This is a genomic window from Telluria sp. AIW5, from assembly GCF_056680575.1.
The window spans coordinates 3,864,491-3,890,382 of the sequence record NZ_CM155289.1 but is presented as its reverse complement, the minus strand read 5'-3'; the positions used below and the strand labels follow the sequence as shown (position 1 = coordinate 3,890,382).

Below are 25,892 nucleotides of genomic sequence, written 5' to 3'. Positions count from 1 at the left end.
CCCGGCTTCCGCGTTCGTCCCAATCGGATTTGAAACAATGAAAACGATGTATCTCCTGTGTGGCCTCCTGTGCGACGAAGTCGTGTGGGAAGCACAAGCGAAGGCGCTCGCGCGCGACTACGACGTGCGCGTCGTGAGTTTCCTGCAGGGCGAGGATACCCTCGCCGCCATGGCCGAACGGGTACTGGCCGGCGCTCCCGACACCTTCGCGCTGGCCGGCCACTCGATGGGTGGGCGCGTCGCGCTCGAAGTCTATCGCCGCGCGCCCGCGCGTGTCGAACGCCTGGCCCTGCTCGATACCGGCTATGAAGGCCCGGTCCCCGGCGAGGCGGAGAAGCGCGCCGTGCTGGTGGACCAGGCCGGGCGCGAAGGAATCGAGTCGATCGCCGCCGCCTGGGGCCTGCCCATGCTGGCCCCAGGGCGGCGCTCCGATCCGGTGCTGGTGCAGGAAGTGGTCGACATGGTCGGACGGATGTCGGCCGCTATCTACGCGGCCCACACGCGCGCCTTGCTCAGCCGACCCGACGCAAGCGGCGTGCTGCGCAGCATAAGCTGTCCGACCCTGGTGCTGTGCGGGATGCAGGACGGCTGGAGTCCGCCGGAGCGGCACGAGCGCATGGCCGAACTGATGCCGCAGCCGCCGTTGCTGCGCCTGGTCGACGACTGCGGCCACATGTCGATGATGGAGCAGCCCGAGGCGGTGCTGGGCGCCATGCGCGAATGGCTGGGGGAGGGCGCCGCTCATGGAGATGAATGAAGCCGCCATACGGCAGGTGTGCACGGACCTGATCGTGCGCTACGCTTACCTGAACGACGAGCGCCGTTACGACGAACTGGCCGCGCTCTTTACCGGGGATGCGGTCCTGTACCGGCCCTCCGCGCCCGAGCAGGGCATCGCCGGACGGGCTGCGATCCTCGCGGCCTTCCGCAAGCGTCCGGCGGACAGCATGACCTTCCACGTCACCAGCGACATCCTGGTCGAGGTGCAGGACGCGGAAAACGCGCAGGCGCGCTCGCGCATCCTGCTGCTCTCCGGCACCCGGCCGCAGGACGGAAGCGCGCTGCCGCTCGACGCCAGGGCGCCGGTGCCGGGCGTCTTTCGCGACCGCTTTGTGCTGACGGCCCAGGGTTGGAAATTCGCCGAACGGCGCGGCATGTTCTGGATCTGAATACAGGAATTATCATGGCAAGAATCATCGGCGGTATCGGTACCTCGCACGTCCCCACCATCGGCCTGGCCTACGACAGGAAGCGGCAGGACGACCCGGCCTGGGCGCCCCTGTTCGAGGGCTACAAGCCGGTCGCACAATGGCTTGAAACCCAACAGCCGGACCTGCTCCTGTTCTTCTACAACGACCATGCGAACAGCTTCTTCTTCGACCTGTACCCGACCTTCGCCATCGGCGTGTCGCCGGAATTCGACATGGCCGACGAAGGCGCCGGCCGCCGGCCCCTTCCCGGTATCCTCGGCCACGCGAAGCTCGCGGCCCATGTGACCGACTGCCTGGTCAACGAGGAGTTCGACATGGCCGTGTTCCAGGACCGGGCGCTTGACCATGGCTGCAATTCGCCGCTGGGCCTGATGTGGCCGCACGAACCGGCCTGGCCCGGCGCGATCCTGCCGATCGCGATCAATGTGCTGCAGTATCCGCTGCCAACCGCGAAGCGCTGCTACAAGCTTGGCCAGGCGGTACGGCGCGCGGTCGAATCCTTCCCGGAAGACCTGAAGGTCGTGGTCGTCGGCACCGGGGGACTCTCGCACCAGATCCATGGCGAGCGTACGGGTTTCAACGACACCGAATGGGACGAGGAATTCCTGCGGCTCTTCGTCGAGCAGCCGGAAAAACTGACGGCGATGACCCATGCGGAACTGGTGCGCCGCGGCGGCGCGGAGAGTGCCGAAGTCATCATGTGGATGGCGATGCGCGGCGCGCTGACCGAGGAAATCACCTGCGTCCACCAGAACCAATATCTGGCCACGACGACCAATATGGCCGTCGCGGTGTACGAACAGGTCGAGGCAAGCGGTCCGCCGCCGGCGCCGGTCAAGGCGCGCTCGAACGAGCAGCTGGCCGGCATCGAAGACATCGAGGGAACCTATGCCTTCGATGTGGAACACAGCGTCAAGGCATTGAACCTGAACCGGTTCTTCTGGCGGCATCGCGAGCCGGGCTTCCGCGAGCTCGTCATGCGCGACCTCGAGGCGGCTTTCGAGGAACTGGGGCTGAGCGTCGAGGAACGCGAACTGGTGCGGCGCAAGGACTGGCTCGCTCTGGTGCAGTATGGCGTGAGTTTCTTCGTGCTCGAGAAGTTCGCGCGGGTCCAGAAGATGTCGAATCTCCAGGTGTACGCCAGCATGCGGGGCGAGACGCTGGACGAGTTTTTGCAAACCCGGCGGGTGCCCGCGTCGGCCTGAGGCTGGGCCTGCTGGCTCGAGAGAGCGGACAGCGTTGCCCGGCCCGGTCCGTAGGGTGGAGTCCCGACTCCACGCGTTTACGTGCGGGTGCGTAACGCTCCGATTTTCATGCGGTGAACCGCGTGGACTCGGGAGTCCACCCTACGAGAGCGGGCGACGCTGCCGGCGCGGTGTTTGCATGTGCGCGCCGCGCCCTATTCACGGACGAGGCGCTTCAATCCGCCTGGATGCCGCCCGCCTTGATCACGCGCGTCCACTTGACCGTCTCGCCCTCGACGAAGCTGCCGAACTGCGCGGGACTGGTCGGCGTGACCGTCGCCCCCATGTCAGCGAAGCGCTTGACGACGGCGGGATCGGCCAGCGCCTGGCGCAGGGCGTTGTTCAGCTTCGCGACGACCTCCGCCGGCATGCCCCGCGGCCCGACCAGCCCCCACCACACGGTCGTCGTGCTGCCCGGCAGGCCGAGCGAGGCCACCGTCGGCACCGCCGGCAGCAGCGGCGACGGCGCCTTGTCCATCACGGCCAGCGCGCGCAGCTTGCCGGACTGCGTATGCGCGACGACCTCCAGCGGATTAATCGACATGAAGGAAATACGGTCGCCGATCAGGTCCGTCACCGCCTGGGAGCCGCCCTTGTAGGCCACGTGCAGCGCGTTGAACCCGGCCTGGTCTTTCAGCAGTTCGGTGGCGAGGTGGCCCGAGCTGCCATTCCCGGCCGAACCGTAGCTGAGCTTGTCGGGATTGGCCTTGCCATAGGCGACCATCTCCTGCAGGGTCTTGAACGGCGATGCGGCCGGGACGACGACGACCAGCGGCGCATAGCCGATGCCCCCGACCGGTGCGAAGTCATGGGCGGGGTTGTAGTTCAGCTTCGGGTAGAGCGCGCCGTTGCTGGCCAGGGTGTTGGACACGGTCAGCAGGGTGTAGCCGTCGGGATCGGACTTGGCGGCCGCACTCATGCCGATATTCGTGCCGGCACCGGGGCGGTTGTCGACGATGACCACCTGCTTGAGGCGCACCGCCATCGCCTGGCCGACGAGGCGGGTGACGATGTCGACGCCGCCGCCTGGGGTGTAGGGCACGACGATCCGGATCGCTTTGGCGGGATAGGCGTCTTCGGCATGTGCGGCCGCGGGCGTAAAAGCGGCAAAGACGGACAGCAGCGCCGCAGGGACTGCGGTCTTGCCGAGGCTTGAAGCGCGTGGGACAGCATTCATCATCGTTGTTTTCCTAAAAGTCCAGCTCTTCGGGCCAGTACAGGCGCATGGGGTTATCGACCAATAATTTCTGCTGCAATTGCGCGGTCGGCGCGATATGGGGAATGAAGTCGACCAGCAGCCCGTCGTCGGGCATGTGGTCCTTGAGGTTGGGGTGCGGCCAGTCCGTCCCCCACAGCACCCGGTCCGGGAATTGCTCGACGACGCGGCGCGCAAACGGGACGACGTCCCGGTAGGCATGCGCTTCGCCGTCGAGCGCCTTCGGCCCCGTCACCGACAACCGCTCGGGGCAGCTGACCTTGCACCAGACGTGCGGGTGTTCGCGCATGAAGTCGAGGAAGAACGCGAACTCCGGGCCGTCGGCCGGTTTGCCGACGTCGGGGCGGCCCATGTGGTCGACCACGACGATGGTGGGCAGGGCGGCGAAGAAGTCCTTCAGCTCCGGCAGGTCCTGCGCCTCGAAATACACCACGACATGCCAGCCCAGCTTCGCGATGCGGCCGGCGATTTCCTCCAGCTCGGCCTTCGGCGTGAAGTCGACCAGGCGCTTGACGAAGTTGAAGCGCACGCCGCGCACGCCGCTGTCGTGCAGGCGCTGCAGCTCGTCGTCGCCGACGTCGCGCCGCACCGTGGCCACGCCGCGGGCCTTGCCGTTCGAGGCGATGCAGGCATCGACCATGGCCCGGTTGTCGGCACCGTGGCAGGTCGCCTGCACGATGACGTTGCGGGTGAAGCCGAGATGGTCGCGCAGGGCAAACAGCTGCTCCTTGCTGGCGTCGCATGGCGTGTACTTGCGCTCGGGCGCAAACGGAAATTCGGCAGCCGGCCCGAAGACGTGGCAATGCGCGTCGACGGCCTTGGCGGGTAGCTGGAAGCGCGGTGTGGCGGGCCCGTGATACCAGTCGAGCCATCCCGGGGTTTTGATCGTATTCATGCTGCCCATTGTGAGCGCCCGGCGCCCCGTATGCCAGAGCGTGCGCCAGCTAGCAGCTATAACAAGTTGCTATATCATTGGCGCATAAAACCAATGCATGAGGAACGCCGGTGGACATCAAGCAGCTCTCCTATTTCGTCAGGGTCGCGGAACTCGGCAGTTTCACCCGGGCGTCGATCGTGCTCGACATCGCCCAGCCGGCGCTGAGCCGGCAGGTGCGCCTGCTGGAAGTGGAACTGCGCCAGAGCCTGCTGGTGAGGAATGGCCGCGGCATTACCCTGACCGAGGCGGGCAGGGCGCTGCTCGAGCACAGCCGGGGTGTGCTGCACCAGATGGAGCGCCTGCGCGAAGAACTGTCCCGGGTGCGCGGCTCCTTGGCCGGGCGCGTCGCCATCGGCCTGCCGCCGACCCTGGGCCGGATCCTCGCGGTGCCCGTGACCCGCGAATTCAAGCGCCTGATGCCGGACGCCACCCTGTCGATCACCGAGGGGCTGTCGAAAACCATGCAGGAGGCGCTGCTGACGGGACAGCTCGACATCGCGCTGCTCTACAACGCGTTTCCGTCGCCGGGCATCGAATTGCGCCCCGTGCTGCAGGACGAACTGCTGCTGGTGTGCGGCGCCGCCGCTGCGCCCGCCGGCGAGCACATCGCGCTGAAGGACCTGGCCGGCTATCCGCTGATCATCCCCGGCCGGCCGAACGCGGTCCGCATGCACGTCGAAACGGCCTTGTCGAATATCGGCGTCCAGCCGCGCATTGCGATGGAAGTGGATGGCGTCGCCACCATCCTCGACCTGGTGGCCGATGGCGTCGGCTGCGCCGTGCTGTCGCGCCACGCCGTCATCACGGCCGCGCAGCCGGAACGGTTCACGACCTGCCGGATCACGAACCCCGGCCTGTTTCCCCTGCTGTCGGTCGCCACCGGCGCCGCCCGGCCCGCCACCAGCACCCAGCAGGCGACCCTGGACATCCTCGAACGGGTGATGAAGGACATCCTGCGCACGGCGTGATATGCCGTTTTGCGATACCTGTTAGCTTGCATACAGGATAGTCGGTCGACAGACACTCCTCGATAATCGGTCCAGGTTTTCCTACCCCTTATCGAGGCAAGCAATGATTCCGTACAAACTGAAGGGCCTGCACTACGGCCTGGCCGCACTCTCTCTTGTCGTGTCGCTGTCCGCCGGCGCGCAGAACTATCCGGAAAAACTCGTCAAGATCATCGTGCCCTTCGGCGCAGGCGGCGTCGCCGACCTGACGGTGCGCCTGGTGGCGCAGAAGATGTCGACCTCGATGAAGCAGCCCATCATCATCGAGAACCGGCCGGGGGCGGGCGGCATCGTGGCGGCCGACACGGTCGCCAAGGCCGCCCCGGACGGCTACACCCTGCTGTTGATCAGTAATGCCACGGCGGTCAGCGCCAACCTGTTCAAGAAGCTGCCCTTCGACACCATGAAGGATTTCGCGCCCATCTCCACGCTCGGCTATTTCGACCTGGCGCTCCTGGTCAACAATAAACTGCCGGTGAAATCGGTAGCGGAACTGATCGCGTACAGCAAGGCCCATCCGGGCAAGCTCAGTATCGGCACCATCAACCGCGGCAGCACGCAGAACCTGGCGGCCGAGCTGTTCACCTCGATGGCCGGCATCGACGCGATGATCGTGCCCTATAAAGGTTCGCCGGAAGTGCTGACCGCGACCACGACAGGCGAACTCAATGCATCCGTCGAGATCCTCAGTCCGGCGCTCCCGCAAATCAAGGCCGGGAATGTGCGCGCGCTCGCCGTGACCTCGAATAAACGGTTCGCCGGCTTGCCGAACGTGCCCACCGTCGCCGAGAGCGGCCTGCCGAACTACCAGGCGACGAGCTGGAATGGCTTGTCCGCGCCGGCCGGGACGACGAAGCCCATCATCGATCGCCTGAACAAGGAAATCAATGCCGCGGTGAGCAGTCCCGAGATCAAGGCACGCCTGCTCGAACTGGGGATCGCAGCCCAGGGCGGCACGCCCGAGTCGACGAAGGAGCTGCTCGCTTCCGATATCGCCAAGTGGGGCGCGGTCATCACGAAGGCGAAGATCGAAAAGCAGTAGAGCGGGCACGGCGCCGGTACGGCCAGTCCTTTTATTCACACTCGAAAACGACAACAATGAGACACTCACGATTCATGCATTACAGCGTGGGCCTGGTCATGGCCGGCGCGTCGTTCGGGGCACTGGCCCAGGCCGGAACCCAGGTCCAGCTCTACGGGCTGGTCGGCGCCTACCTGGGCAAGATGGAGCGTAGCGGCGGCCCCGGGGCGGTGACGCAGCTGGGTCATGGTGGATTGACGACCTCGTTCTGGGGCGTGCGCGGCGCCGAGCAGCTGGGCGCCGGCTACAAGGCGATCTTTGCGCTGGAAAGCTTCTTCCAGACCGATACCGGGGGGCAGGGACGCAGCGCCGCCGACCCGCTGTTCTCGCGCAACGCCTTCGTCGGTATCGAAGGCGGATTCGGCAAGCTGGCGGTGGGCCGCCAGACCAATCCGACTTACATCAACATGGCCGTCGTGAGTCCGTTCGGGAACTCGGTCGTCTTCTCGCCGCTCGTGCTGCACAACTTCGTCGCCGGCTATAACGGTGCGCTGATCGGCGACACCGTCTGGAACAATGCGATCCAGTATGTCACGCCGCGCATCAACGGCCTGGCGGCCAACCTCGTCTATGGCCTCGGCGAAACCGCGGGCAGCACCGGCACGGCCAACCTCGGCCTGCACGCCAACTACGTCAACGGCCCCTTCAGCGCGGTCATCTCGGCGCAGCGCTTCCGCATCCCCGTCACGGCGCCGCTCGCCCAGCAGAAAGGCTATCTGCTGGGCGCCGCCTGGGACTTCAAGGCGGTCAAGGTGTACGGCTCGCTGTCAGGCTCCGAGGCTGGCGGCACGGTCAACGACACGAAGACCTGGGATCTCGGGCTCAAAGTGCCCGTAACGGCGAGCGGCGCGGTGCTGGCCGAGTTCGCGCACACGAAGCGCACGCGCGCGGCGCTGGCGGACAATCTGCGCAAGACCGCTTCGCTCGGCTACGACCACTTCCTGTCGAAGCGCACCGACCTGTATGCGGTGTACTTGCGCGACAAGCAGACCGGCTTCGACGCGGGCGACAGCCTGGCCCTAGGCATCCGCCACACCTTCTGATGCGCGAAGCGCTCCGCAGCGCCGCCCGGTTCTTTGCTAGACTGGGCGGATGAATATCGCTGCGGAGCACAGAGTGGACGTCGATCGACTGATGGAACTGGCGCAGTCGTCTGCCGCCGTGACGCGCGCCTGCGCCTGCGCGATCGAGACGTATCGCGGATGGACGCGGGTCCCGGTCGACTTTCCGCAAGCGCAGATGCGCACGGTCGCTAGCTTGCAGGGTGATCCCTATGCCGACCCGACCTATACCGAATACCGTCCCGGCGGAACGGATTACTGGTCGCCCGAGGCGCCCATCGCGCCGGCCTATTTTCCCTACAACCGCTGTACGGTCCAGCAATGCACGGTCTGCGGCCGGCACTCGTCATAGACTGGCCGCAACGCGCGCGGCGCCTGGTGGCGGAGTTTCGCGCGGAATGCGGCAAGGGCGCGGATGCGCCGCCGCTCAGGGAGCTGGTGGCGGCGCTGCAGGAGCACAGCGCTGACTTCCTGCAGTTCTGGAATGCGCAAGAAGTGCTGGTGCGCGAAGGCGGCACCAGGACCTTCATGCATCCTGCCGCCGGACGCCTGGTGTTCGAGCAGGCCACGCTGCAGCTCCAGGGACGGCCGGACCTGAAGCTCACCATGCTGCTGCCAGCCGCAGGCTGATTGCGCGAGCCGCTTATTGCACCCGCCGGATCGGGATCGCGACCGTCGGCGAGTTGAACTGCTCCACGAGCGCCAGCTGTTCCTTCTTCGCCGCCGCCATGTTCGCGTGCTTGACGTGGCCATAGCCGCGGATCTTTTCCGGCAGCTGGGCCAGCTTCAGCCCGGCGTCGAGATTGTGCCCGTTCAGCCCCGCCACGATGGCGCGCACCAGCGCGATATAGCCGTCACGCAGCGCGCGCTCGCTGCGGCGTTCCTGCGTATAGCCGAACAGGTCGAACGGCGTCGCGCGCAGGAATTTCAGGCGCGACAGCAGCTCGAATCCGCGCATCATCCATGGGCCGAAAGTGCGCTTGGCGGGAATGTCGGAACCCGGCCGTTTCTTCGACACCAGCGGCGCCGCCAGGTGGAACTGGAGCGTATAGTCGCCTTCGAACTGCTCCGCGATCATCTGCCTGAACGCCGGGTCGGCGTGCAGCCGCGCGACCTCGTATTCGTCCTTGTAGGCCATCACCTTGTAGAGGTTGCGCGCGACCGCACGGGTGATCGGCAGCCTCGATGCGGCGCCCGCGACATCGCGCTCCTTGCGCTCGATCGCGCCGACCAGGTCGAGGTACTGCTGCGCATAGGCTCCGTCCTGGTAGGCGCTCAACAGCGCGCGCCGGTACGCGATCGTCTCTTCCAGCGATTTTGGCGCCGCGAACTGGATCACTTTCGCTTCGCTGCGCTTCAGGCGCGCCAGCGCGGCCTGGTCAAAGGCGAGCACGCGCCCGACGGTGAAGGCGCGCTTGTTCATGTCGATGGCGACGTTGTTGAGTTCAATCGCGCGCATCATCGCCGCCAGGCTCACGGGGATCAGGCCGCGCTGCCAGGCGTAACCCATCAGGAGGATGTTGGCGACGATCGAATCGCCCAGCACTTCCAGCGCCACTTCCTGCGCATTCAGGGTATGGGTACCGGCTTCGCTGGCCGAGGCATGGATCTTCGCCAGCAGGTCTGCCTTCGGTACGATGGCGTCCGGATCGCCGGTGAAGGCGGCCGTCGGGATCTCGCGCTCGTTGGCGACCACGCGGGTGACGCCGCGCTGCATCACCGCCAGCGCGTCGGGCATGGCGGCGACCACCAGGTCGCAGGCGAGGATGGCGTCGGCCTGCTGCAGGTCGATGCGTACCTGGTTCAGGCGCGCCGGCGAAGCGGCCAGGCGCACGTGCGACATGACCGCGCCGCCTTTCTGCGCGAAGCCCATGAAGTCCAGCGTCGACGCGCCTTTGCCTTCCAGGTGGGCCGCCATCGTGACCAGGGCGCCGACCGTGACCACGCCGGTGCCGCCGACGCCGGCAACCAGCATCTCGAACGGCCGCTCGAAATCGTGCGGCGCGGGCGGCGGGGCCGTGGCCAGCAGCGCTTCGAGGTCGGCCAGCGTGATCGTCGAGGCGGCCGGCTTCTTCAGCTTGCCGCCGATGACGGACACGAAGCTCGGGCAGAAGCCTTCCACGCACGAATAATCCTTGTTGCACGAGGACTGTTCGATCTGGCGCTTGCGGCCCAGCTCCGTTTCCAGCGGGAGGATGGACAGGCAGTTCGACTGCACGCCGCAGTCGCCGCAGCCTTCGCACACTGCCGGGTTGATGAGGAGGCGCTTGGGCGGGTCCGGGAATTCGACGTGGGTGCCCTTGTTTTTCTTGCGGCGGCGGCGCTTCTCGGCGGCGCAGGTCTGGTCGTACACGAGCACCGTCACGCCGGCCATCTCGCGCATCTGCCGCTGCAGCAGGTCGAGTTCGCTGCGGTGGTGCACCTTCACGCCCGGCGGAAGGGCGATTCCCTCGTATTTTTCCGGCTCGTCGGTGACCACGACGGCATACGCCGCGCCTTCGCTGACGACCTGCTGCAGGATCTGGGGGACGCTGAGCTTGCCGTCGACCGGCTGGCCGCCGGTCATCGCCACCGCGTCGTTGTACAGGATTTTATAGGTGATGTTGGTGCGCGCCGCGATCGCCTGGCGAATTGCCAGGTAGCCCGAATGGTAATAGGTGCCGTCGCCCAGGTTCTGGAAGACGTGCTTTTCGTTCGTGAAGCGCGAAGCCGCGACCCAGGGCACGCCTTCGCCGCCCATTTGCGTCAGGTTCACGGTGGAGCGGTCCATCCAGGTCGCCATGAAATGGCAGCCGATGCCGGCCATCGCGCGGCTGCCTTCCGGTACTTTGGTCGAGGTATTGTGCGGGCAGCCGGAGCAGAAATAGGGTGTGCGCTTCACATTGTCGCCGCCGTTCGACAGCGCGTCGGCGCGGCAGAATGCGGGCAGGTGCTGCTCCAGCGCGAGGCCGGGGAAGCGCGGCGCCAGCCAGCCGATGAGGGCGGGCGCGATGCGCGAGGGACGCAGTTCGCCGATCGCGGAGAGCAGGGGAGCACCGTCGATCCGGGTCTTGCCGAGGATGTAGGGACGCGTCGCCGGCGGCAGGTTGTACAGGGCCGTCTTGAGCTGGTCTTCGATGACGGCGCCCTTTTCCTCGACCACCAGGATTTCGGCGAGGCCTTGCGCGAATTGCAGCAGGCGGGTGCGCTCCAGCGGGAAGGTCAGGCCCGGCTTGTAGACGCGCACACCCAGTTCTGCCAGGCGCGCTTTGGTCAGTCCCATGCGCTCGAGCGCTTCCATCAGGTCCAGGTAAGCCTTGCCGGCACTGATGATGCCGAGCGCGGCGCCGGGCGCGGCGACGATCGTCCGGTCGATCGAATTGACGGCGGCGAAGGCAGCCACGGCGCGCAGCTTTTCCTCGGTACGCGCCTCGAGCCCCAGGCTCGGCAGGTCGGGCCAGCGCATGTGCAGGCCGTCGGGCGGCGCGACGTAATCAGTGGGCGTGACGAAGGGCGCCGTCGGCCTGACCTCGATGGCGGCGCCGCCTTCGACGGTTTCTGAAATCGCCTTGAATCCGACCCAGGCCCCGGTGAAGCGCGACATGGCCCAGCCGTACAGGCCGAACTCCGTATATTCCTCGATGTTCGCGGGATTCAGGACCGGCATCGACCACGCCATCAGGGCCTGTTCGCTCTGGTGCGGCATCGAGGACGACACGCAGCCGTGGTCGTCGCCGAGCACGACCAGCACCCCGCCTTTGGCCGAGCTGCCGTAGGTATGCCCGTGCTTGAGGGCGTCGCCGGCGCGGTCCACGCCGGGCCCTTTGCCGTACCACATGGCAAACACGCCGTCGACGGTGCGTTGCGGGTCGGCGCCCACCTGCTGGGTGCCGAGGACGGCGGTCGCGCCCAGTTCCTCGTTGATCGCCGGCAGGAATTCGATCGCGTGCTGCTGCAGGATGTTCGCGGCGCGCCACGCTTCCTGGTCTACCGCGCCGAGCGGCGAACCGCGGTAGCCGCTGATGAAGCCGGCCGTGTTCAGGCCGGCCGCGGCATCCATCTTCTTCTGCATGATCGCCAGGCGCAGCAGCGCTTGCGTGCCGGTGATGAATACGCGGCCGTCTTCGCAGACCAGGTTGTCGTCGAGCCGGTAGTCCGGATAAGCCAGCGCCGCGCCGGGCGAGAAAAGGGTTTGTGGCATGTCGCCCATTGTTGTTGTCTCCAGGTCTTGTTCGTTCGCCGGCAGGTTGCAAACAGTGCTGAAGCGCCGGCTCTGCGCACCATCTTAGGCAAGCCCCGAGAACTATTTTTCCTATCTTCTCGCGTTTGGTCCTAGAATAGGCATGCCATTTCTGAAACAAGCCATAAAATGACAAATCCTTCCCTGGACAAGCAATCCCTGAAAATCCTGCGCGAATTGCAGGCAAACAGCCGGATACCGTCGGCCGAGCTGGCCGAGCGCGTGGCCATGTCGACGTCGCCATGCTGGCGCCGCCAGAAGGAGCTCGAGGAGACCGGCGTCATCGAGCGCTACGTCGCCCTGGTCGACCGGCGCAAGGTCGGGCTGCCGGTATGCTGTTTCCTGCACATCTCGCTGACCGGCCATACCGAAGGCACGGTCAAAACCTTCGAAGAGGCGATGAACCTGCGCCCCGAAGTGCTCGAGTGCTACGAGGTGACCGGCAGCTTCGACTACCTGGTGAAACTGGTGTTTGCGTCGATGGACGGGTATCACGACTTCCTGCACAACGTGCTGGTCAAGCTGCCCGGCATTTCCCAGGTCAATACGAGCGTGGCCCTGCGCGAAGTGAAGTACGAGACGGCCTTGCCGATCTAGCCGCATGGAGCCGACATGAGTTTATTGGCGGACGAAAGGGTGGGGCAGGCAGCGGACATCAAGCGCTACCAGGTGGTCCTTGCCGGCATCTGCGCCCTGATCCTGACCGTCGGCCTGGCGCGCTTCGCGTATACCCCGCTGCTGCCCCTCATGCGCGAGCAGGCCGGGCTGTCGCACCTGGCCGGTGGCTGGCTCGCGACCATCAATTACGCCGGATACATGGCAGGCACGCTGCTCGCCACGCGCATCAGCGATATTCGCTGGAAGTTCTGGGGCTACCGGATCGGCCTGGTGCTGGCGGTGCTCAGTACCGCGGCCATGGCCTGCACCTCGGATGTCGTCGTGTGGGGCGTGTTCCGCTTTCTTGGCGGCCTGTCGAGCATCGCCGGCATGCTGTTCGGTTCCGGGCTGGTGCTGAACTGGCTGGTGCGCCGGGGCTACCAGGCTGAACTCGGCCTGCATTTCATGGGCATTGGTCTCGGCATCGTGGTGTCCGGCCTCGCGGCCGGCGGGATGGCCGACTGGCTGGAATGGCGCGGCCAGTGGCTCGGGCTCGGCCTGCTGGGCGTCGCGTTCTTCCTGCCCGCCTGGTGGTGGATGCCGGAACCCGCACACATCGATGCGGCCACGGGTGCGCAGCCGGGAACACCGGTGCCGGGCCAGCACGCGTCGATGCGCCTGCTGCAGGCGATGTATTTCTGCGCCGGCTTCGGCTTCGCCATCAGCGCCACCTTCCTCGTCGCGATCCTCGTCAAGCTGCCGCTGCTCGCCGGCAGGGGCAGCTGGATCTGGGTGATCGTCGGCCTGGCGGCGACGCCCTCCTGCTTTTTGTGGGACCGGGCCGCTGCCGCGTTCGGACCGCTGCGGGCCTTGCTGATGGCGTTCGCCCTGCAGACGCTCTCGCTCCTCATCCCGGCACTCACGGACGGCGCCTTCCTCAACGTCTGCGGCGCGCTGTTGTTCGGCGCGACCTTCGTCGGGATCGTGAGCCTGACGCTGGCGCTGGTCGGCCGCCGCTTCCCGGACAATCCCGCCAAGGCGATGGCCAGGATGACGCTGGGCTATGGCGTCGCGCAGATCATCGCGCCGGCGATGGCCGGGTATATCGCCGCGGGCACGGGGAGCTACCGCAATGCCTTGCTGATCACGGCCGGGGTGATGGTGTGCGGGATGGTGGTGCTTCAGGTACTGAGCCGGGAAGGGCGCCGGGCCTGACCAGCCGGGATTGCCGGCCGCAGGCCTGGTGAAGTGATGCCCGTGCCGGTGTCAGCCGCCGGCACGCTTCGCGCGGTGGCCATGCCGTCCGAGGACCTCCATGACCAGGTCGCAGTGGTCGCCCTGCACCTCGATCACGCCATCCTTCACGGTGCCACCCGAACCGCAGGCCGTGCGCAACTGCTTGGCCAGCGCGGCCAGCGCCGTGGCGTCGAGCGCGAGCCCCTTGACGAGCGTGACGCTCTTGCCGCCCCGGCCCTTGGTCTGGCGCGACACGCGTGCCACGCCATCGCCGGTGGGGGCGGCGCTGGCCTTGCACACGCATTCCGTGAGCGGCCGCCGGCATTCCGGACACATGCGCCCGCCATCGGTGGAATAGACAAGGCCGCCTTTTGCACTGCTCTTCATGATGTACTCGAATGTCTTGGGATGGTAAGCATGCGAGTGTAGCAGTGGCGCACCGTAGGGTGGGCACTGCCCACGCGGATGCGGCCGATGCACGTCGAATCCGTCGTCGGAACACCCGGAAGTCGGAATTGCGAATACGATCAATCGAACGTTAACGCAAAAAATGACGGCGCCGTTGAGCAACTGTGAGTCCGCGTGGGCACGAGTGCCCACCCTACGGTGCGCCGCGGCCAACGGCATGATCGAAGCACGCGTTGCCTGCCTCTCCGACTGCCCGCATCTGGCCTTTCTACGACCTTAGCCCCGCCCCGGCCGCGTCGACAGCGCCACCAGCGCAGCACCTGCGGCTACGACCAGCGCGTCCTCGATCAGCCCGCTGCGGGTCTGGCCGATCCGCGCCATGGCCTGCTTACGGCCGGCCAGCGTCAGGTAGGCGAGCGGCACGGCGGTGGCGACCGCGAGCGCCGCGCCGGCCCGCTCCCGGCCCCGCGGCGCCAGGGCCGCACCGGCAATCCCTGCGCTCGCGACGCGCGCCAGCAGTCCGAGGAAGACGGTGCGGTCGGGCGCGCTCTTCATTTTGTCGCCGAACAGTTCGCCCACCCCCATCGCCATCGCACCGTATTTGAAGAGCGGGCGATCCAGGAGGGCGAGTTCTCCGGGTGTCTCACGGTCCGCGAGGCGGGCGGCGGCGATCGTCGCCATCGGCGTCATGGAGCGCGCGCTGGCGATGGCGCCGATCAGGGCGGAGGGGAGCAGGCTGGGAATATTCATCTTGACTGGTTCCTGTGCAATGGAAGTTGCTCGAAGCGCCGGACGGTCGAGCCCGGCAAACCACGATTGTAGACATCCCACACGCTCGTGGCGCCACCGAGGATTGCGCGGCCGCGCTGGCGCCGGCCGCCGGAATTGCTTGCGCCCGGAACTAGTTTAGGCTTAAAGTAGTTTGGTGATGTGCTGAGCGATCGGCATGAGGGCGCACCGAGCGTTTTCATGCTGCCCCTGGACTGGCCGGAGACACCATGAGCGGAACCGCGTACCTGGACACGTTTGCGAACGACAACCTGCCGCCACGCGAACAGTGGCCCGAGCTGCTGTTCGAACTGGACGAACTGGCCTATCCCGAGCGCCTCAACTGCGCCGCCGAACTGCTCGACGCGATGGTGGCGCGCGGCCATGGCGCCTCGACGGCAATCCGCGGCGCCAGCGTCAGCTGGACCTATGCCGGGCTGCTGGAAAAGGTCGACCGCATCGCCGGCGTGCTGCGCACCGGGCTCGGTCTCGTCCCCGGTAACCGGGTGCTGCTGCGCGGCGCCAACAACCCGATGATGGCGGCCTGCGTGCTGGCGGTCTGGAAGGCCGGCCTGATCGCCGTGCCTACCATGCCGCTGCTGCGAGCGAAGGAACTCGGCACGATCATCGCGCTGGCGCGGGTGGACGCGGTGCTGTGCGCCGCCGACCTGCTGGCGGAGCTCGATCTCGCCTGCGCGGCGCTTGAGAGCGCACCGCGTGTGCTGCCCTTCAACGACACCTCACCCGGTGCGCTCGATGGCCTGATGGCCGCCATGCCGCCGCGCTTCGAGGCCGTCGACACGTCGGCGGAAGACGTCTGCCTGCTCAGCTTCACCTCCGGCACCACCGGCCGGCCCAAGGGCACCATGCACTTCCACCGGGACGTGCTGGCGGTCTGCGACTGCTTCCCGCGCTCGATGCTGGCCACGACAAGGTACGATGTTTTCATCGGCACGCCGCCGCTTGCCTTTACCTTCGGGCTGGGCGGCCTGCTGCTGTTCCCGCTGCGTTATGGGGCATCAAGCGTGCTGCTGGAAAAACTTACGCCCGACCTGTTGCTCGCCGCAATTGCGCAGTACCGGGCCACCGTGTGCTTCACCGCGCCCACCTTTTACCGGCAGATGGCGCCGCTGGTCGAAAAGCACGACGTCGGCAGCCTGACCCGCAGCGTCTCGGCCGGCGAAGCGCTGCCGCTGGAAACGCGAAAGGCCTGGCAGGGCGCCACCGGACTGGCCATGATCGACGGCATCGGCGCCACCGAAATGCTGCACATCTTCATCTCGGCCGCCGGCGACGCCATCCGCCCCGGCGCCACCGGCCGGCCGATCCCCGGCTACCGTGCCTGCATCCTCGACGACGACGGCAAGCCGGTCGGCCCCGGCGTCACCGGGCGCCTTGCCGTCAAAGGCCCGACCGGTTGCCGCTACCTGGCCGACCCGCGCCAGCGCGATTACGTCTGCCATGGCTGGAACCTCACCGGCGACGCCTACCAGGTCGATGCGGACGGGTATTACTGGTACCAGGCGCGCACCGACGACATGATCATCTCGGCCGGCTACAACATCGCCGGGCCGGAAGTCGAGGACGTGCTGCTGCAGCATCCGGCAGTGGCCGAGTGCGGCGTGGTCGGCGCCCCCGACCCGGAGCGCGGGCAGGTGGTGCTTGCCTATGTCGTGCTGCGCGCGGGCGAAGAAGGCACGCCCGGGATGGCAAAGGCGCTGCAGGACCACGTCAAGCAGACGGTCGCGCCCTACAAGTATCCGCGCCGGATCGAGTTCCGCAGCGCCTTGCCGCGCACGGAAACCGGCAAGCTGCAGCGTTTCAAACTGCGCCAGGAAGCACGCCAGGCAGCGGACCAACCCATGGAGCAGAAATGAAGATCGTTTGCATCGGCGGCGGCCCGGCCGGCCTGTACTTCGGGCTCTTGATGAAGAAGCAGGATCCGTCCCACGACATCACCGTAATCGAGCGTAACCGGCCCTACGACACCTTTGGCTGGGGCGTCGTGTTCTCGGACCAGACCCTGGGCAACCTGGTGGCGGCCGACGAGGAAACCGCGCGCACCATCCTGCAGTCCTTCAACCACTGGGACGACATCGACGTCCACTTCAAGGGCCGCACCATCTCCTCGGGCGGGCACGGCTTCTGCGGCATCGGCCGCAAGCGCCTGCTGAACATCCTGCAGGCGCGCTGCGAGGAACTCGGTGTGCGCCTGGTCTTCGAAACGGACGTCGGCGACGACCAGGCGCTGGCAAGCCAGTACGGCGCCGACCTGGTGATCGCCTGCGATGGCCTGAACAGCCGCGTACGCACCCGTTATGTCGAGACCTACCAGCCCGACATCGACACCCGCAACTGCCGCTTCGTCTGGCTCGGCACGAAGAAGAAATTCGATGCCTTTACCTTCGCATTTGAAGAGACGGAACATGGCTGGTTCCAGGCCCACTGCTACCAGTACGACGGCGACACTTCGACCTTCATCGTCGAAACGCCGGAAGACGTCTGGCGGAAAGCGGGCCTGGCCGACATGAGCCAGCAAGAGGCCATCGCCTTCTGCGAGCGGCTGTTCGCCAAGTACCTGGACGGCCACGCCCTGATGAGCAATGCCTCGCACCTGCGCGGTTCCAGCATGTGGATCAAGTTCCCGCGCATCGTCTGCCGCGAATGGGTGCACTGGAACGCGATCGATGGCCGCCGCGTGCCGGTCGTGCTGATGGGCGACGCCGCCCATACCGCGCACTTCTCGATCGGTTCCGGCACCAAGCTGGCGCTGGAAGACGCGATCGAGCTGGCGCGCTGCTTCGAGCGCCACGCGGCGGACGGCATGGACGGGGTGCTGGCCGCCTACCAGGACGTGCGCGCGATCGAAGTGCTGAAAATCCAGAGCGCTGCGCGCAATTCGATGGAGTGGTTCGAGAACGTCGAACGCTATACCGCGATGGAGGCCGAGCAGTTCGCCTATTCGATGCTGACCCGCAGCCAGCGCCTGTCGCACGAGAACCTGCGGCTGCGCGACGCCGGCTACGTGGGCCGTTTCGAAGACTGGATCGCCAGCCGTGCCTTCGCCGAGGCCGGCCTCGAGATGCCGAGCGTGGCGGGCAGCGTGCCGCCGATGCTCACGCCGTACAAGATGCGCGGCACGGTGCTGAAGAACCGGGTCGTGGTCTCGCCGATGGCGCAGTATTCGGCCGTGGATGGCGTGGCGGGCGACTATCACCTGGTGCACCTCGGCAGCCGCGCGCTCGGCGGCGCCGGCCTCGTGTTCGCGGAGATGACCTGCGTCTCGGCCGACGCCCGCATCACGCCCGGCTGTCCCGGCATGTATACGGCCGAACACACGGCGGCCTGGAAGCGCATCGTCGATTTCGTCCACGCCGGCAGCGACGCGAAGATCGCCCTCCAGTTAGGGCACGCCGGCGCCAAGGGATCGACCCGGCGCGCCTGGGACGGCACCGACTTGCCGCTGGAAGAGGGCAACTGGCCGCTGGTGTCGGCATCGAAGCAGCAGTACCTGGAAGGCGTGTCGCAGGTGGCGCGCGAAGCCACGCACGAGGACCTCGAACGCATCAAGGCCGATTTTGTCCGCGCCACCGGCGAGGCGGCCAGGGCCGGCTTCGACTGGCTGGAGCTGCACTGCGCCCACGGCTACTTCCTCTCCAGCTTCATCTCGCCGCTGACCAACCAGCGCGAAGACGGCTACGGCGGCAGCCTGGAGAACCGCTGCCGCTACCCGCTCGACGTGTTCGCCGCCATCCGCGCCGCCTGGCCGCAGGACAAGCCGATCAGCGTGCGCCTGTCGGCCCACGACTGGGTAGACGGCGGGCTGACCCCGGACGATGCGGTGCAGGTGGCGCGCCTGTTCAAGGAGGCCGGCGCCGACATGATCGACGTCTCCTCCGGCCAGGTCAGCAAGCAGGAAAAGCCGGTGTATGGGCGCATGTTCCAGACCCCGTTCGCCGACCGTATCCGCAACGAAGTCGGCATCCCGACCATCGCGGTGGGCGCGATCTTCGAAGCGGACCACGTCAACAGCATCATCGCCTCCGGCCGCGCCGACCTGTGCGCGATCGCGCGCCCGCACCTGGCGGACCCGGCCTGGACCCTGCACGAAACCGCGAAGCTCGGCTACACCGCGATCGCCTGGCCGAAGCAGTACTATGCCGGCAAGCTGCAGCTCGAGCGCAATCTCGAACGCGAACGGCAAATGGCGGCGGCCAGCACCGGCCTCAGCCCGCAGCAAGTTGCGGCCAGATTGCTGGAAGGCTGACATGGCACGCAAACAGGCCACGCTTGCCGTCGCCACGGACGATGTACTCGACGTCGAGAGCCGCCTCACCGACGGCAACCACGCCTCGCTCAAATTGTGGCTGCGCCTGCTCTCGTGCACGACGATGATCGAAACCGAGATCCGTTCGCGCCTGCGCACGGAATTCGGGATCACGCTGCCGCGCTTCGACCTGATGGCCCAGCTCGACCGCCATCCCGAAGGCCTGCGCATGGGCGACCTGTCGAAGCGCATGATGGTCACCAGCGGTAACGTTACCGGCATCGTCGCCTTGCTCGAGCAGGAAGGCCTGGTGGCGCGCGACCCGGTGCCGGACGATGGCCGTGCGTACAGCGTCAGGCTGACGCCGGCCGGGCGGCGCGCCTTCCGGCGCATGGCGGCCACCCACGAAGGCTGGATCACGGAATTGATGGCCGGCTTGACCGAACACGAACGGACGACGCTGATGGCACTGCTGTCGACCTTGAAGCGGGGCCTTGCCGCCCCCGATTAACCGCAATTCCAGCAAAACCCAGGAAAACCCAGGAGAACCCATGCGTCACCTCAGAGGCGAACCGCAGCAGCTGCCGGGCAACCGCGCCAGCCTTGCCGATTACGCGCCGCGGCACTTCCTGTTCAGTGTGCAGGCGGGCGTGGCCACGCTCACGCTGAACCGTCCCGAGCGCAAGAACCCGCTCACCTTCGATTCGTACGCCGAGCTGCGCGACCTGTTTCGCGCGCTCGCCCATGCGGACGACGTCAAGGCGATCGTCATCACCGGCGCGGGCGAGAATTTCTGTTCCGGCGGCGACGTGCACGACATCATCGGCCCGCTGACGAAACTCGACATGCCGGGCCTGCTGGCCTTTACCCGCATGACGGGCGACCTGGTGAAGGCAATGCGCGCCTGTCCGCAGCCGGTGATATCGGCCATCGACGGCATCTGCGCCGGCGCCGGCGCCATCCTCGCGCTGGCCTCCGACATCCGCTACGGCACCGCGCGCAGCAAGACCGCCTTCCTGTTCACGCGCGTCGGCCTGGCCGGCTGCGACATGGGCGCCTGCGCGCTGCTGCCGCGCGTGATCGGCCAGGGCCGGGCGGCCGAACTGCTCTACACCGGGCGCAGCCTGGGTGGCGAGGAAGCGGAGCGCTGGGGCTTCTTCAACCGCCTGTGCGCGCCCGATGCCGTGCTGCCCGAGGCGCAGGCCTTCGCCGCCGCGCTGGCCGCGGGACCGACTTTCGCCCACGGCATGACCAAGAAAATGCTGCAGCAGGAGTGGAACATGGGCGTCGACGAAGCCATCGAGGCCGAAGCCCAGGCCCAGGCGATCTGCATGGCCACCAATGACTTCCACCGCGCCTACCACGCGTTCGTGGCCAGGGAAAAACCGGAATTTGAAGGAGACTGAACACGCCATGGCTGATACCGACTACCTGGACTGGCCCTTTCTCGACGGCCGCCACCGTGAACTGGCGCAAGCGCTCGACGCCTGGGCCGCGCAGCATATCCAGCAGCAGCACGCGCACGACGTCGACGCGGCCTGCCGCGGCCTCGTCAAACAGCTGGGCGAGGCGGGCTGGCTGAAATACGCGATCGGCGGCCGCGAATACGGCGGCGCGAGCGAGGCGATCGACACGCGCGCCGTCTGCCTGATCCGCGAAACCCTGGCACGCCATTCGGGTCTCGCCGACTTCGCGTTCGCCATGCAGGGCCTCGGCAGCGGCGCCATCACCTTGTTCGGCAGCGAAGGGAACAAGCGCGACTACCTGACCCGGGTCGGCCGCGGCGAGGCGATCGCCGCCTTCGCGCTGTCCGAGCCCGATGCCGGTTCCGACGTCGCGGCCATGGCCTGCGCGGCCACGCTCGATGGTGATCACTACGTACTGAACGGTGAGAAGACCTGGATTTCCAACGGCGGCATCGCCGATATGTATGTGGTGTTTGCGCGTACCGGCGAAGCCCCGGGAGCGCGCGGCATCTCGGCCTTCATCGTCGATGCCGGCGTGCCGGGCTTCGAGATCGCCGAGCGCATCGACGTGATCGCGCCGCATCCGCTGGCGCGCCTGCGCTTCACCGATTGCCGGGTCCCGGTATCGAAGCGCCTGGGCGAGGCCGGGCAGGGTTTCAAGGTGGCGATGGCAACCCTCGACATTTTCCGCACCTCGGTGGCCGCGGCGGCGCTCGGTTTTGCGCGCCGTGCGCTGGACGAAGCGCTGGCGCGCGCGACCTCGCGCAAGATGTTCGGCAAGACCCTGGCCGACTTCCAGCTGACCCAGGCCAAGCTGGCCCAGATGGCGACCGGCATCGACGCCGCCGCCTTGCTGACCTACCGCGCCGCCTGGCAGCGCGACCAGGGCCGGCGCGTCACGAAGGAAGCCGCGATGGCCAAGCTGACCGCCACCGAAACGGCGCAGCAGGTCATCGACGCGGCCGTGCAGATGTTCGGTGGGCTGGGCGTGGTGAGCGAACAGCCGGTCGAGCGGCTGTACCGGGAGATCCGCTCGCTGCGCATCTACGAAGGCGCGACCGAAGTGCAGCAACTGATCATCGCCCGCGAGTTGTTGGCCGAAGCGGTGCCGCGTGGCTGAGCACACCACAGAAAACGAATCAGGGAAAGGCAATCGCATGGAATTCCTGCAACCAGAGGGCTGGCCGCGGCCGCGCGGCTACGCCAACGGCATCGCGTGCTCGGGTCGGATGGTGTTTGTGAGCGGCATGGTCGGCTGGGACGCGCAGGGCGTCTTCCACACCGACGATCTCGCCGGCCAGGTGCGCCAGGCCTTGGCGAACATCGTCGCGGTGCTGGCCGAGGGCGGTGCACGACCGGAGCACATCGTGCGCATGACCTGGTATGTGCTCGACAAGAAGGAGTACGTCGCCGCCTATCCGGAGATCGGCGTGGCCTACCGGGAGCTGATCGGGCGCCACTTCCCGACCATGAGCGCGGTGCAGGTGGCCGGCCTGGTCGAGGACCGGGCGCGGGTCGAGATCGAAGTCACCGCGGTCGTGCCGGAATAGACGCGACGGCCTCGCCAGTTTCCGGGATAAACCTGCGCCCAGGGGCGACGCTCGACATGAGGCGATCCGTAGGGTGGACTCTTGAGTCCACGCGGTACCACGCATGCACCTCGAAACGCCGCGCACAGCCCAAAGCTCATGCGTAGAGCGATCTTCGCAAGCGCTGCGGCTGGCAACGGTACAAGCGCGTGGACTCAAGAGTCCACCTTACGGACCGCGAGACTCAGGCCCTGCGACGCTGCTCAGATGCGCAGGCCGCCGAGGTCTGCTGTTCGACTTGCCGGCATAAACCTGCGCCCAGGGCGACACGCGACATGAGGCGATCCGTAGGGTGGACTCTTGAGTCCACGCGGTACCACGCAAGCACCTCGAAATGCGGCGCACAGCCCAAAGATCATGCGTAAAGCGGTCTTCGCAAGCGCTGCGGCTGGCAACGGTACAAGCGCGTGGACTCAGGAGTCCACCCTACGAGCGTGTGAAAAAATCGCCATGGCTGCGTTGCATCGTCTCGCCGTACCCACGTACTGTCTTCGACGCTGCGTCGGGCGGCCGCATCCCTTGCCCTGACGTTTTTTTCACACGCTCTACGGACTGCGAGACTCAGGCCCGGCGACGCTGCTCGGCGTCGGCGAAAAGCGCTTGCACCAGGCTTGACTGGACGGGCATGAGCCCAGGCTCTCACTCCCGCATGAAGAAACGCAGCATCTCCCTGCTCGCATCGGGCCCGCGCCTGTCGGTGTAGCTGCCCTCCAGGTGTCCGCCGGACCATGCATGGCCAGTGCCGTGGATGGTCCAGTGTTCGGCGATGACGCCGCCATCCTGGCCGCGGTGCGTATGCCGCGTAAAGTTGCGGCCGCTCGTTTCGCCCGTCTCTTCGACCATCACCGTTTCCGGCGCTTCTCCAGGTGCCTGCGCCGTATAGCATTCGATCGTCTGGCGTACCACGTCGCTGGCGTTCTTCTGGTTGACGGTGCAGTCCACGTCGCCATGAAAGACGATGATCGGGATGCTGGCCGGGGGCATGGCTTGCTTGCACGACGCCAGGTCGGCGCCGTCGCGCATGGCCGACATGGCGCTCAGGCCGTCGGTCGCGCTGCCATGGGCCAGGCCGGAGTGGCAGCCGACGGCCGTGAACAGGTCGGGATAGGTGCGTCCCAGGATGACCGCCATCGCGCCGCCCGACGACAGGCCCGCCACCGCCACGCGGGCGCTGTCGACCGCATATTGCGCGATGATCGATTGCGTCACGCCTGCAATGACGGCCGGTTCGCCTTCGTCGCGTTCGTGGTGGGCCTCGTCGTACCAGTTCCAGCACCGGTTCCAGTTTGCCTGGCAAGACTGTTCGGGATAGAGCACCAGGAAGTTCTCCTGTTCGGCGAGTTCGTTCATGCCGGTGCCGAGCGCGAAATCGGTGGCGTCCTGTCCGCAGCCATGCAGCATGACGACGAGCGGCAGCGGCTCGCCGCAGTAGCTGGCCGGGACATACAGTTTATACCGCAGGGAGCGGGCGCGGGTTTCAAACAACCCGGCGATGAATTCGCCCTGGGCGGGACGGGGCGCGGCGGACCCGCGCGCACCCTCGTGCGCGGTGGCCCACGGATGGAAGCCGAAAAACGGCCAGCTGTCTGTTGCCAGGTTAATCATGTCGACCTCGTGAAACGCATAGTGGAAGTCTCCGGTATGTTTTCTCCAGTGTAGCGACATGCTGCGATGCAGCATGTCGGCGCATCGCGACAATTCGCGTAGGACCGGAACCCGAGACGGCCGGCACTGGTCCTGCGACCCGTCTGCTCGCCACTGATGTGCGCCACCGCCATGACCTTACCGTCGGCTGTCGCATACCGTAGGGTGGGCATGCCCACGCGTTACGTTCGTCGCTTGCATACGTGGCACCGACAGCTCGATCACGCATATCCGGCAGTACGAGCTGTTTGCCATAGCCGTAGGGCGGAGCATATGGTCGTAACGCATGGGCATGCCCACCCTACGGTTATGCGGCTGCCAACGAAAAAACGAGTGAAAGTGGCAAGGCTTTGCTTGCGTGACTGGCATCAGGGATGCCGGCCATATCGCCCTGTTCGAATCGAACGAGCCCTGATCGTCAGCGTTCGGTACTGGCGATCCGGTCCAGCCGCAACCGCTGGCGCTCGTCGCTCAGCGCGCGCACGGCCAGCACGGCGGCGCCCACCGATGCCAGTCCGCTGGCACCGGCCAGCAGGAACATCAGCAGGATCTGGTATTTCACCGCCTCCATCGGTTCCATGCCGGCGATCAGCTGGCCGGTCATGATGCCGGGCAGGGTGATGATGCCCGCCGCCGACATCTGGTTCACGACCGGGAGCATGCCGCGCCGCGTGGCGCTGCGCACCAGGGGTGCGACGGCCTCGCGAAACGGCGTGCCGAGCGCCAGCCGTGCTTCGATGCCGGCGCGCTCGCGCACTACCGCATCGAGCACCGCGTCGAGCGCGATGCTGGCGGCGTTGAGCACGCTGCCGAGCACGATGCCCATCAGCGGTATCGCATACCGTGGCGCGTACCAGGGGTCGGGCCGCACGGCCGTGGTCAGGGCCAGCAGGACCGTGGCGACGCCGGCGCATGCCACCACGGCCGCGCTGATGCGGTAGTTCATGTGGCGCGCCAGCCGCTGGCGGGGCCGGGTGGCGACTTCGCGCGCCGCGGCGCCGATCATGAACAGGACCACGGCCGCGGTCATGGCCGGCGAGGCGGTGGCGAACACGTAGCGCAGGACCAGGCCGACGAGCGTCAGCTGCAGCACCATGCGCAGCGCCGCGACGAGGACCTGGCGGTGCACGCCGAGGCGCAGCGCGAGCGACAGCGCGGCGTCGACGACGACCAGGAGGGCCGCGCCCAGGAGGTCCCAGGCGCCCAGGTGGATTGCACTCATCCCGGGCTCAGGTTTCCATGGTCGAGATAAAAGGTCCGCTGCGCCAGGCGCCGTGCCTGTTCGCCGGAATGGGTCACGATCAAGAGCGCCATGCCGCGCGCGAGGAAGGACCGCAGCAGGTCCTCGGCAGCCGCCACGGAGGCCGGATCGAGTGCGGCGGTGGGTTCGTCGAGCAGCAGGACTTGCGGGGCGCAGGCCAGCGAGCGCAGGAGGGCGAGCCGCTGGCGCTCGCCGGTCGACAAGCGTTCGATCGCGGTGTCGAGCGACTTCGGCGCCAGGCCGAGCGCGGCAAGCGCGCCAAGAATGAAGCCGCGCTGCGCGGGCGCGAAATGCGCGCCCGCGGTCGGCTCCCACCAGGCCGGTTCGGCCGGCTGGTAGACAACCCGGGCGCGCCAGTCCGGCGCCGCCATCGCGGCGCAGGGCCGGCCGTCGAGGAGGGCCTCGCCTTCGTGCGGATCGAGGTCGGCGAGCATGCGCAGCAGTACGCTCTTGCCGGCGCCGGACGGGCCCTGGATGGCGATGCATTCGCCGCCGTGCAGCGCGAAGTCGAAGGGGCCGGCGAAGGGCGAGCGCAGGCCGCGCACGGCCAGGCGGGCTGCCTGGGCAGGGCCAGGCGAAGGCTTCGGCTCGGGAATGGACACGGTGCGGCCCTGGGCGTTATCGACCGGTGCATTGTAAGGCACGCGGGCGCGGCCGGGCCTCTTGCCCGGAACTGGTCG

24 protein-coding genes are annotated in these 25,892 nt (G+C 67.0%); 16 read left to right on the top strand and 8 right to left on the bottom strand.

Annotated elements, in window-relative coordinates; all coding sequences use genetic code 11:
- Nucleotides 1-37 precede the first annotated feature (37 nt).
- From AC1MEM_RS17225 to AC1MEM_RS17215, 3 genes are read left to right on the top strand one after another with little or no spacing between them, the layout of a single operon-like run.
- Nucleotides 38-757, top strand: coding sequence for an alpha/beta fold hydrolase (locus AC1MEM_RS17225; RefSeq protein ID WP_499472510.1), 720 nt, complete (start codon nt 38-40; stop codon nt 755-757).
- Nucleotides 744-1,169, top strand: a complete 426-nt coding sequence (locus tag AC1MEM_RS17220) for a nuclear transport factor 2 family protein (RefSeq protein ID WP_499472508.1) — start codon at nt 744-746, stop codon at nt 1,167-1,169. The genes AC1MEM_RS17225 and AC1MEM_RS17220 overlap by 14 nt, the downstream gene beginning before the upstream one ends.
- A gap of 14 nt (nt 1,170-1,183) precedes the next feature.
- A complete protein-coding gene (locus AC1MEM_RS17215; RefSeq protein WP_499472507.1) occupies nt 1,184-2,416 on the top strand; it encodes a gallate dioxygenase in 1,233 nt (410 codons plus the stop codon).
- Between the two features lie 214 nt (nt 2,417-2,630).
- Here AC1MEM_RS17215 and AC1MEM_RS17210 read toward each other — a convergent pair whose 3' ends face one another.
- Nucleotides 2,631-3,635, bottom strand: coding sequence for a tripartite tricarboxylate transporter substrate binding protein (locus AC1MEM_RS17210; protein WP_499472505.1), 1,005 nt, complete (start codon nt 3,633-3,635; stop codon nt 2,631-2,633).
- A gap of 10 nt (nt 3,636-3,645) precedes the next feature.
- On the bottom strand, nt 3,646-4,566 hold the full coding sequence (locus AC1MEM_RS17205; RefSeq protein ID WP_499472503.1) for an amidohydrolase family protein: 921 nt from the start codon (nt 4,564-4,566) through the stop codon (nt 3,646-3,648).
- 110 nt (nt 4,567-4,676) lie between these two features.
- On the opposite strand from AC1MEM_RS17205, the gene AC1MEM_RS17200 reads away from it, so the two are divergent.
- The 5 genes from AC1MEM_RS17200 to AC1MEM_RS17180 all read left to right on the top strand — a co-directional run bounded on the left by AC1MEM_RS17200 (nt 4,677) and on the right by AC1MEM_RS17180 (nt 8,387).
- Nucleotides 4,677-5,576, top strand: coding sequence for a LysR substrate-binding domain-containing protein (locus tag AC1MEM_RS17200; protein ID WP_499472501.1), 900 nt, complete (start codon nt 4,677-4,679; stop codon nt 5,574-5,576).
- Nucleotides 5,577-5,679: 103 nt separating this feature from the next.
- On the top strand, nt 5,680-6,657 hold the full coding sequence (locus AC1MEM_RS17195; protein ID WP_499472499.1) for a Bug family tripartite tricarboxylate transporter substrate binding protein: 978 nt from the start codon (nt 5,680-5,682) through the stop codon (nt 6,655-6,657).
- A 56-nt stretch (nt 6,658-6,713) separates the two neighbouring features.
- Nucleotides 6,714-7,739: a porin gene (locus AC1MEM_RS17190; RefSeq protein ID WP_499472498.1), complete on the top strand. Its 1,026-nt coding sequence runs from the start codon at nt 6,714-6,716 to the stop codon at nt 7,737-7,739.
- 73 nt (nt 7,740-7,812) lie between these two features.
- A complete protein-coding gene (locus AC1MEM_RS17185) occupies nt 7,813-8,109 on the top strand; it encodes a hypothetical protein (protein ID WP_499472496.1) in 297 nt (98 codons plus the stop codon).
- Nucleotides 8,079-8,387, top strand: a complete 309-nt coding sequence (locus tag AC1MEM_RS17180; RefSeq protein ID WP_499472494.1) for an MmyB family transcriptional regulator — start codon at nt 8,079-8,081, stop codon at nt 8,385-8,387. The genes AC1MEM_RS17185 and AC1MEM_RS17180 overlap by 31 nt, the downstream gene beginning before the upstream one ends.
- 13 nt (nt 8,388-8,400) lie before the next feature.
- On the opposite strand, the gene AC1MEM_RS17175 is transcribed toward AC1MEM_RS17180, so the two are convergent.
- A complete protein-coding gene (locus AC1MEM_RS17175) occupies nt 8,401-11,937 on the bottom strand; it encodes an indolepyruvate ferredoxin oxidoreductase family protein (RefSeq protein ID WP_499472492.1) in 3,537 nt (1,178 codons plus the stop codon).
- 168 nt (nt 11,938-12,105) lie between these two features.
- Between AC1MEM_RS17175 and AC1MEM_RS17170 the strand changes: the two genes are divergently transcribed.
- The gene (locus AC1MEM_RS17170) at nt 12,106-12,573 is read left to right on the top strand and encodes an Lrp/AsnC family transcriptional regulator (protein WP_499472490.1); all 468 of its coding nucleotides are present in this window, start codon (nt 12,106-12,108) and stop codon (nt 12,571-12,573) included.
- Nucleotides 12,574-12,588: 15 nt separating this feature from the next.
- A complete protein-coding gene (locus tag AC1MEM_RS17165) occupies nt 12,589-13,788 on the top strand; it encodes a YbfB/YjiJ family MFS transporter (protein WP_499472489.1) in 1,200 nt (399 codons plus the stop codon).
- 51 nt (nt 13,789-13,839) lie between these two features.
- On the opposite strand, the gene AC1MEM_RS17160 is transcribed toward AC1MEM_RS17165, so the two are convergent.
- Together AC1MEM_RS17160 and AC1MEM_RS17155 are read right to left on the bottom strand one after the other, a co-directional pair.
- The gene (locus AC1MEM_RS17160; RefSeq protein WP_499472487.1) at nt 13,840-14,196 is read right to left on the bottom strand and encodes a translation initiation factor Sui1; all 357 of its coding nucleotides are present in this window, start codon (nt 14,194-14,196) and stop codon (nt 13,840-13,842) included.
- Between the two features lie 297 nt (nt 14,197-14,493).
- A complete protein-coding gene (locus AC1MEM_RS17155; protein WP_499472485.1) occupies nt 14,494-14,967 on the bottom strand; it encodes a hypothetical protein in 474 nt (157 codons plus the stop codon).
- 248 nt (nt 14,968-15,215) lie between these two features.
- Here AC1MEM_RS17155 and AC1MEM_RS17150 point away from each other — a divergent pair, with 248 nt between their 5' ends.
- Genes AC1MEM_RS17150 through AC1MEM_RS17125 form a run of 6 tightly spaced genes read left to right on the top strand, consistent with a single transcriptional unit; the run spans nt 15,216 to nt 22,268 of the window.
- Nucleotides 15,216-16,862, top strand: coding sequence for an AMP-binding protein (locus AC1MEM_RS17150; protein ID WP_499472484.1), 1,647 nt, complete (start codon nt 15,216-15,218; stop codon nt 16,860-16,862).
- Complete coding sequence (locus AC1MEM_RS17145) at nt 16,859-19,252, top strand: bifunctional salicylyl-CoA 5-hydroxylase/oxidoreductase (protein WP_499472482.1); 2,394 nt, start codon at nt 16,859-16,861, stop codon at nt 19,250-19,252. Before AC1MEM_RS17150 ends, AC1MEM_RS17145 begins: the two co-directional genes overlap by 4 nt.
- 1 nt (nt 19,253) lies before the next feature.
- Nucleotides 19,254-19,763, top strand: a complete 510-nt coding sequence (locus AC1MEM_RS17140; RefSeq protein WP_499472481.1) for a MarR family winged helix-turn-helix transcriptional regulator — start codon at nt 19,254-19,256, stop codon at nt 19,761-19,763.
- Nucleotides 19,764-19,803: 40 nt separating this feature from the next.
- Nucleotides 19,804-20,658 (top strand): enoyl-CoA hydratase family protein, encoded by an 855-nt coding sequence (locus AC1MEM_RS17135; protein ID WP_499472479.1) that lies wholly within the window; start codon nt 19,804-19,806, stop codon nt 20,656-20,658.
- 7 nt (nt 20,659-20,665) lie between these two features.
- Nucleotides 20,666-21,838 carry an acyl-CoA dehydrogenase family protein gene (locus tag AC1MEM_RS17130; protein WP_499472478.1) on the top strand — a complete coding sequence of 391 codons (1,173 nt, stop codon included), beginning with the start codon at nt 20,666-20,668 and terminating at the stop codon, nt 21,836-21,838.
- A gap of 37 nt (nt 21,839-21,875) precedes the next feature.
- Complete coding sequence (locus AC1MEM_RS17125) at nt 21,876-22,268, top strand: RidA family protein (RefSeq protein WP_499472476.1); 393 nt, start codon at nt 21,876-21,878, stop codon at nt 22,266-22,268.
- Between the two features lie 678 nt (nt 22,269-22,946).
- On the opposite strand, the gene AC1MEM_RS17120 is transcribed toward AC1MEM_RS17125, so the two are convergent.
- From AC1MEM_RS17120 to AC1MEM_RS17110, 3 genes are all read right to left on the bottom strand, one after another.
- A complete protein-coding gene (locus AC1MEM_RS17120) occupies nt 22,947-23,912 on the bottom strand; it encodes an extracellular catalytic domain type 1 short-chain-length polyhydroxyalkanoate depolymerase (protein ID WP_499472474.1) in 966 nt (321 codons plus the stop codon).
- Between the two features lie 457 nt (nt 23,913-24,369).
- Complete coding sequence (locus AC1MEM_RS17115) at nt 24,370-25,173, bottom strand: ABC transporter permease (RefSeq protein ID WP_499472473.1); 804 nt, start codon at nt 25,171-25,173, stop codon at nt 24,370-24,372.
- Nucleotides 25,170-25,856 carry an ABC transporter ATP-binding protein gene (locus AC1MEM_RS17110; RefSeq protein WP_499472471.1) on the bottom strand — a complete coding sequence of 229 codons (687 nt, stop codon included), beginning with the start codon at nt 25,854-25,856 and terminating at the stop codon, nt 25,170-25,172. Before AC1MEM_RS17110 ends, AC1MEM_RS17115 begins: the two co-directional genes overlap by 4 nt.
- Between the last annotated feature and the right edge of the window lie 36 nt (nt 25,857-25,892).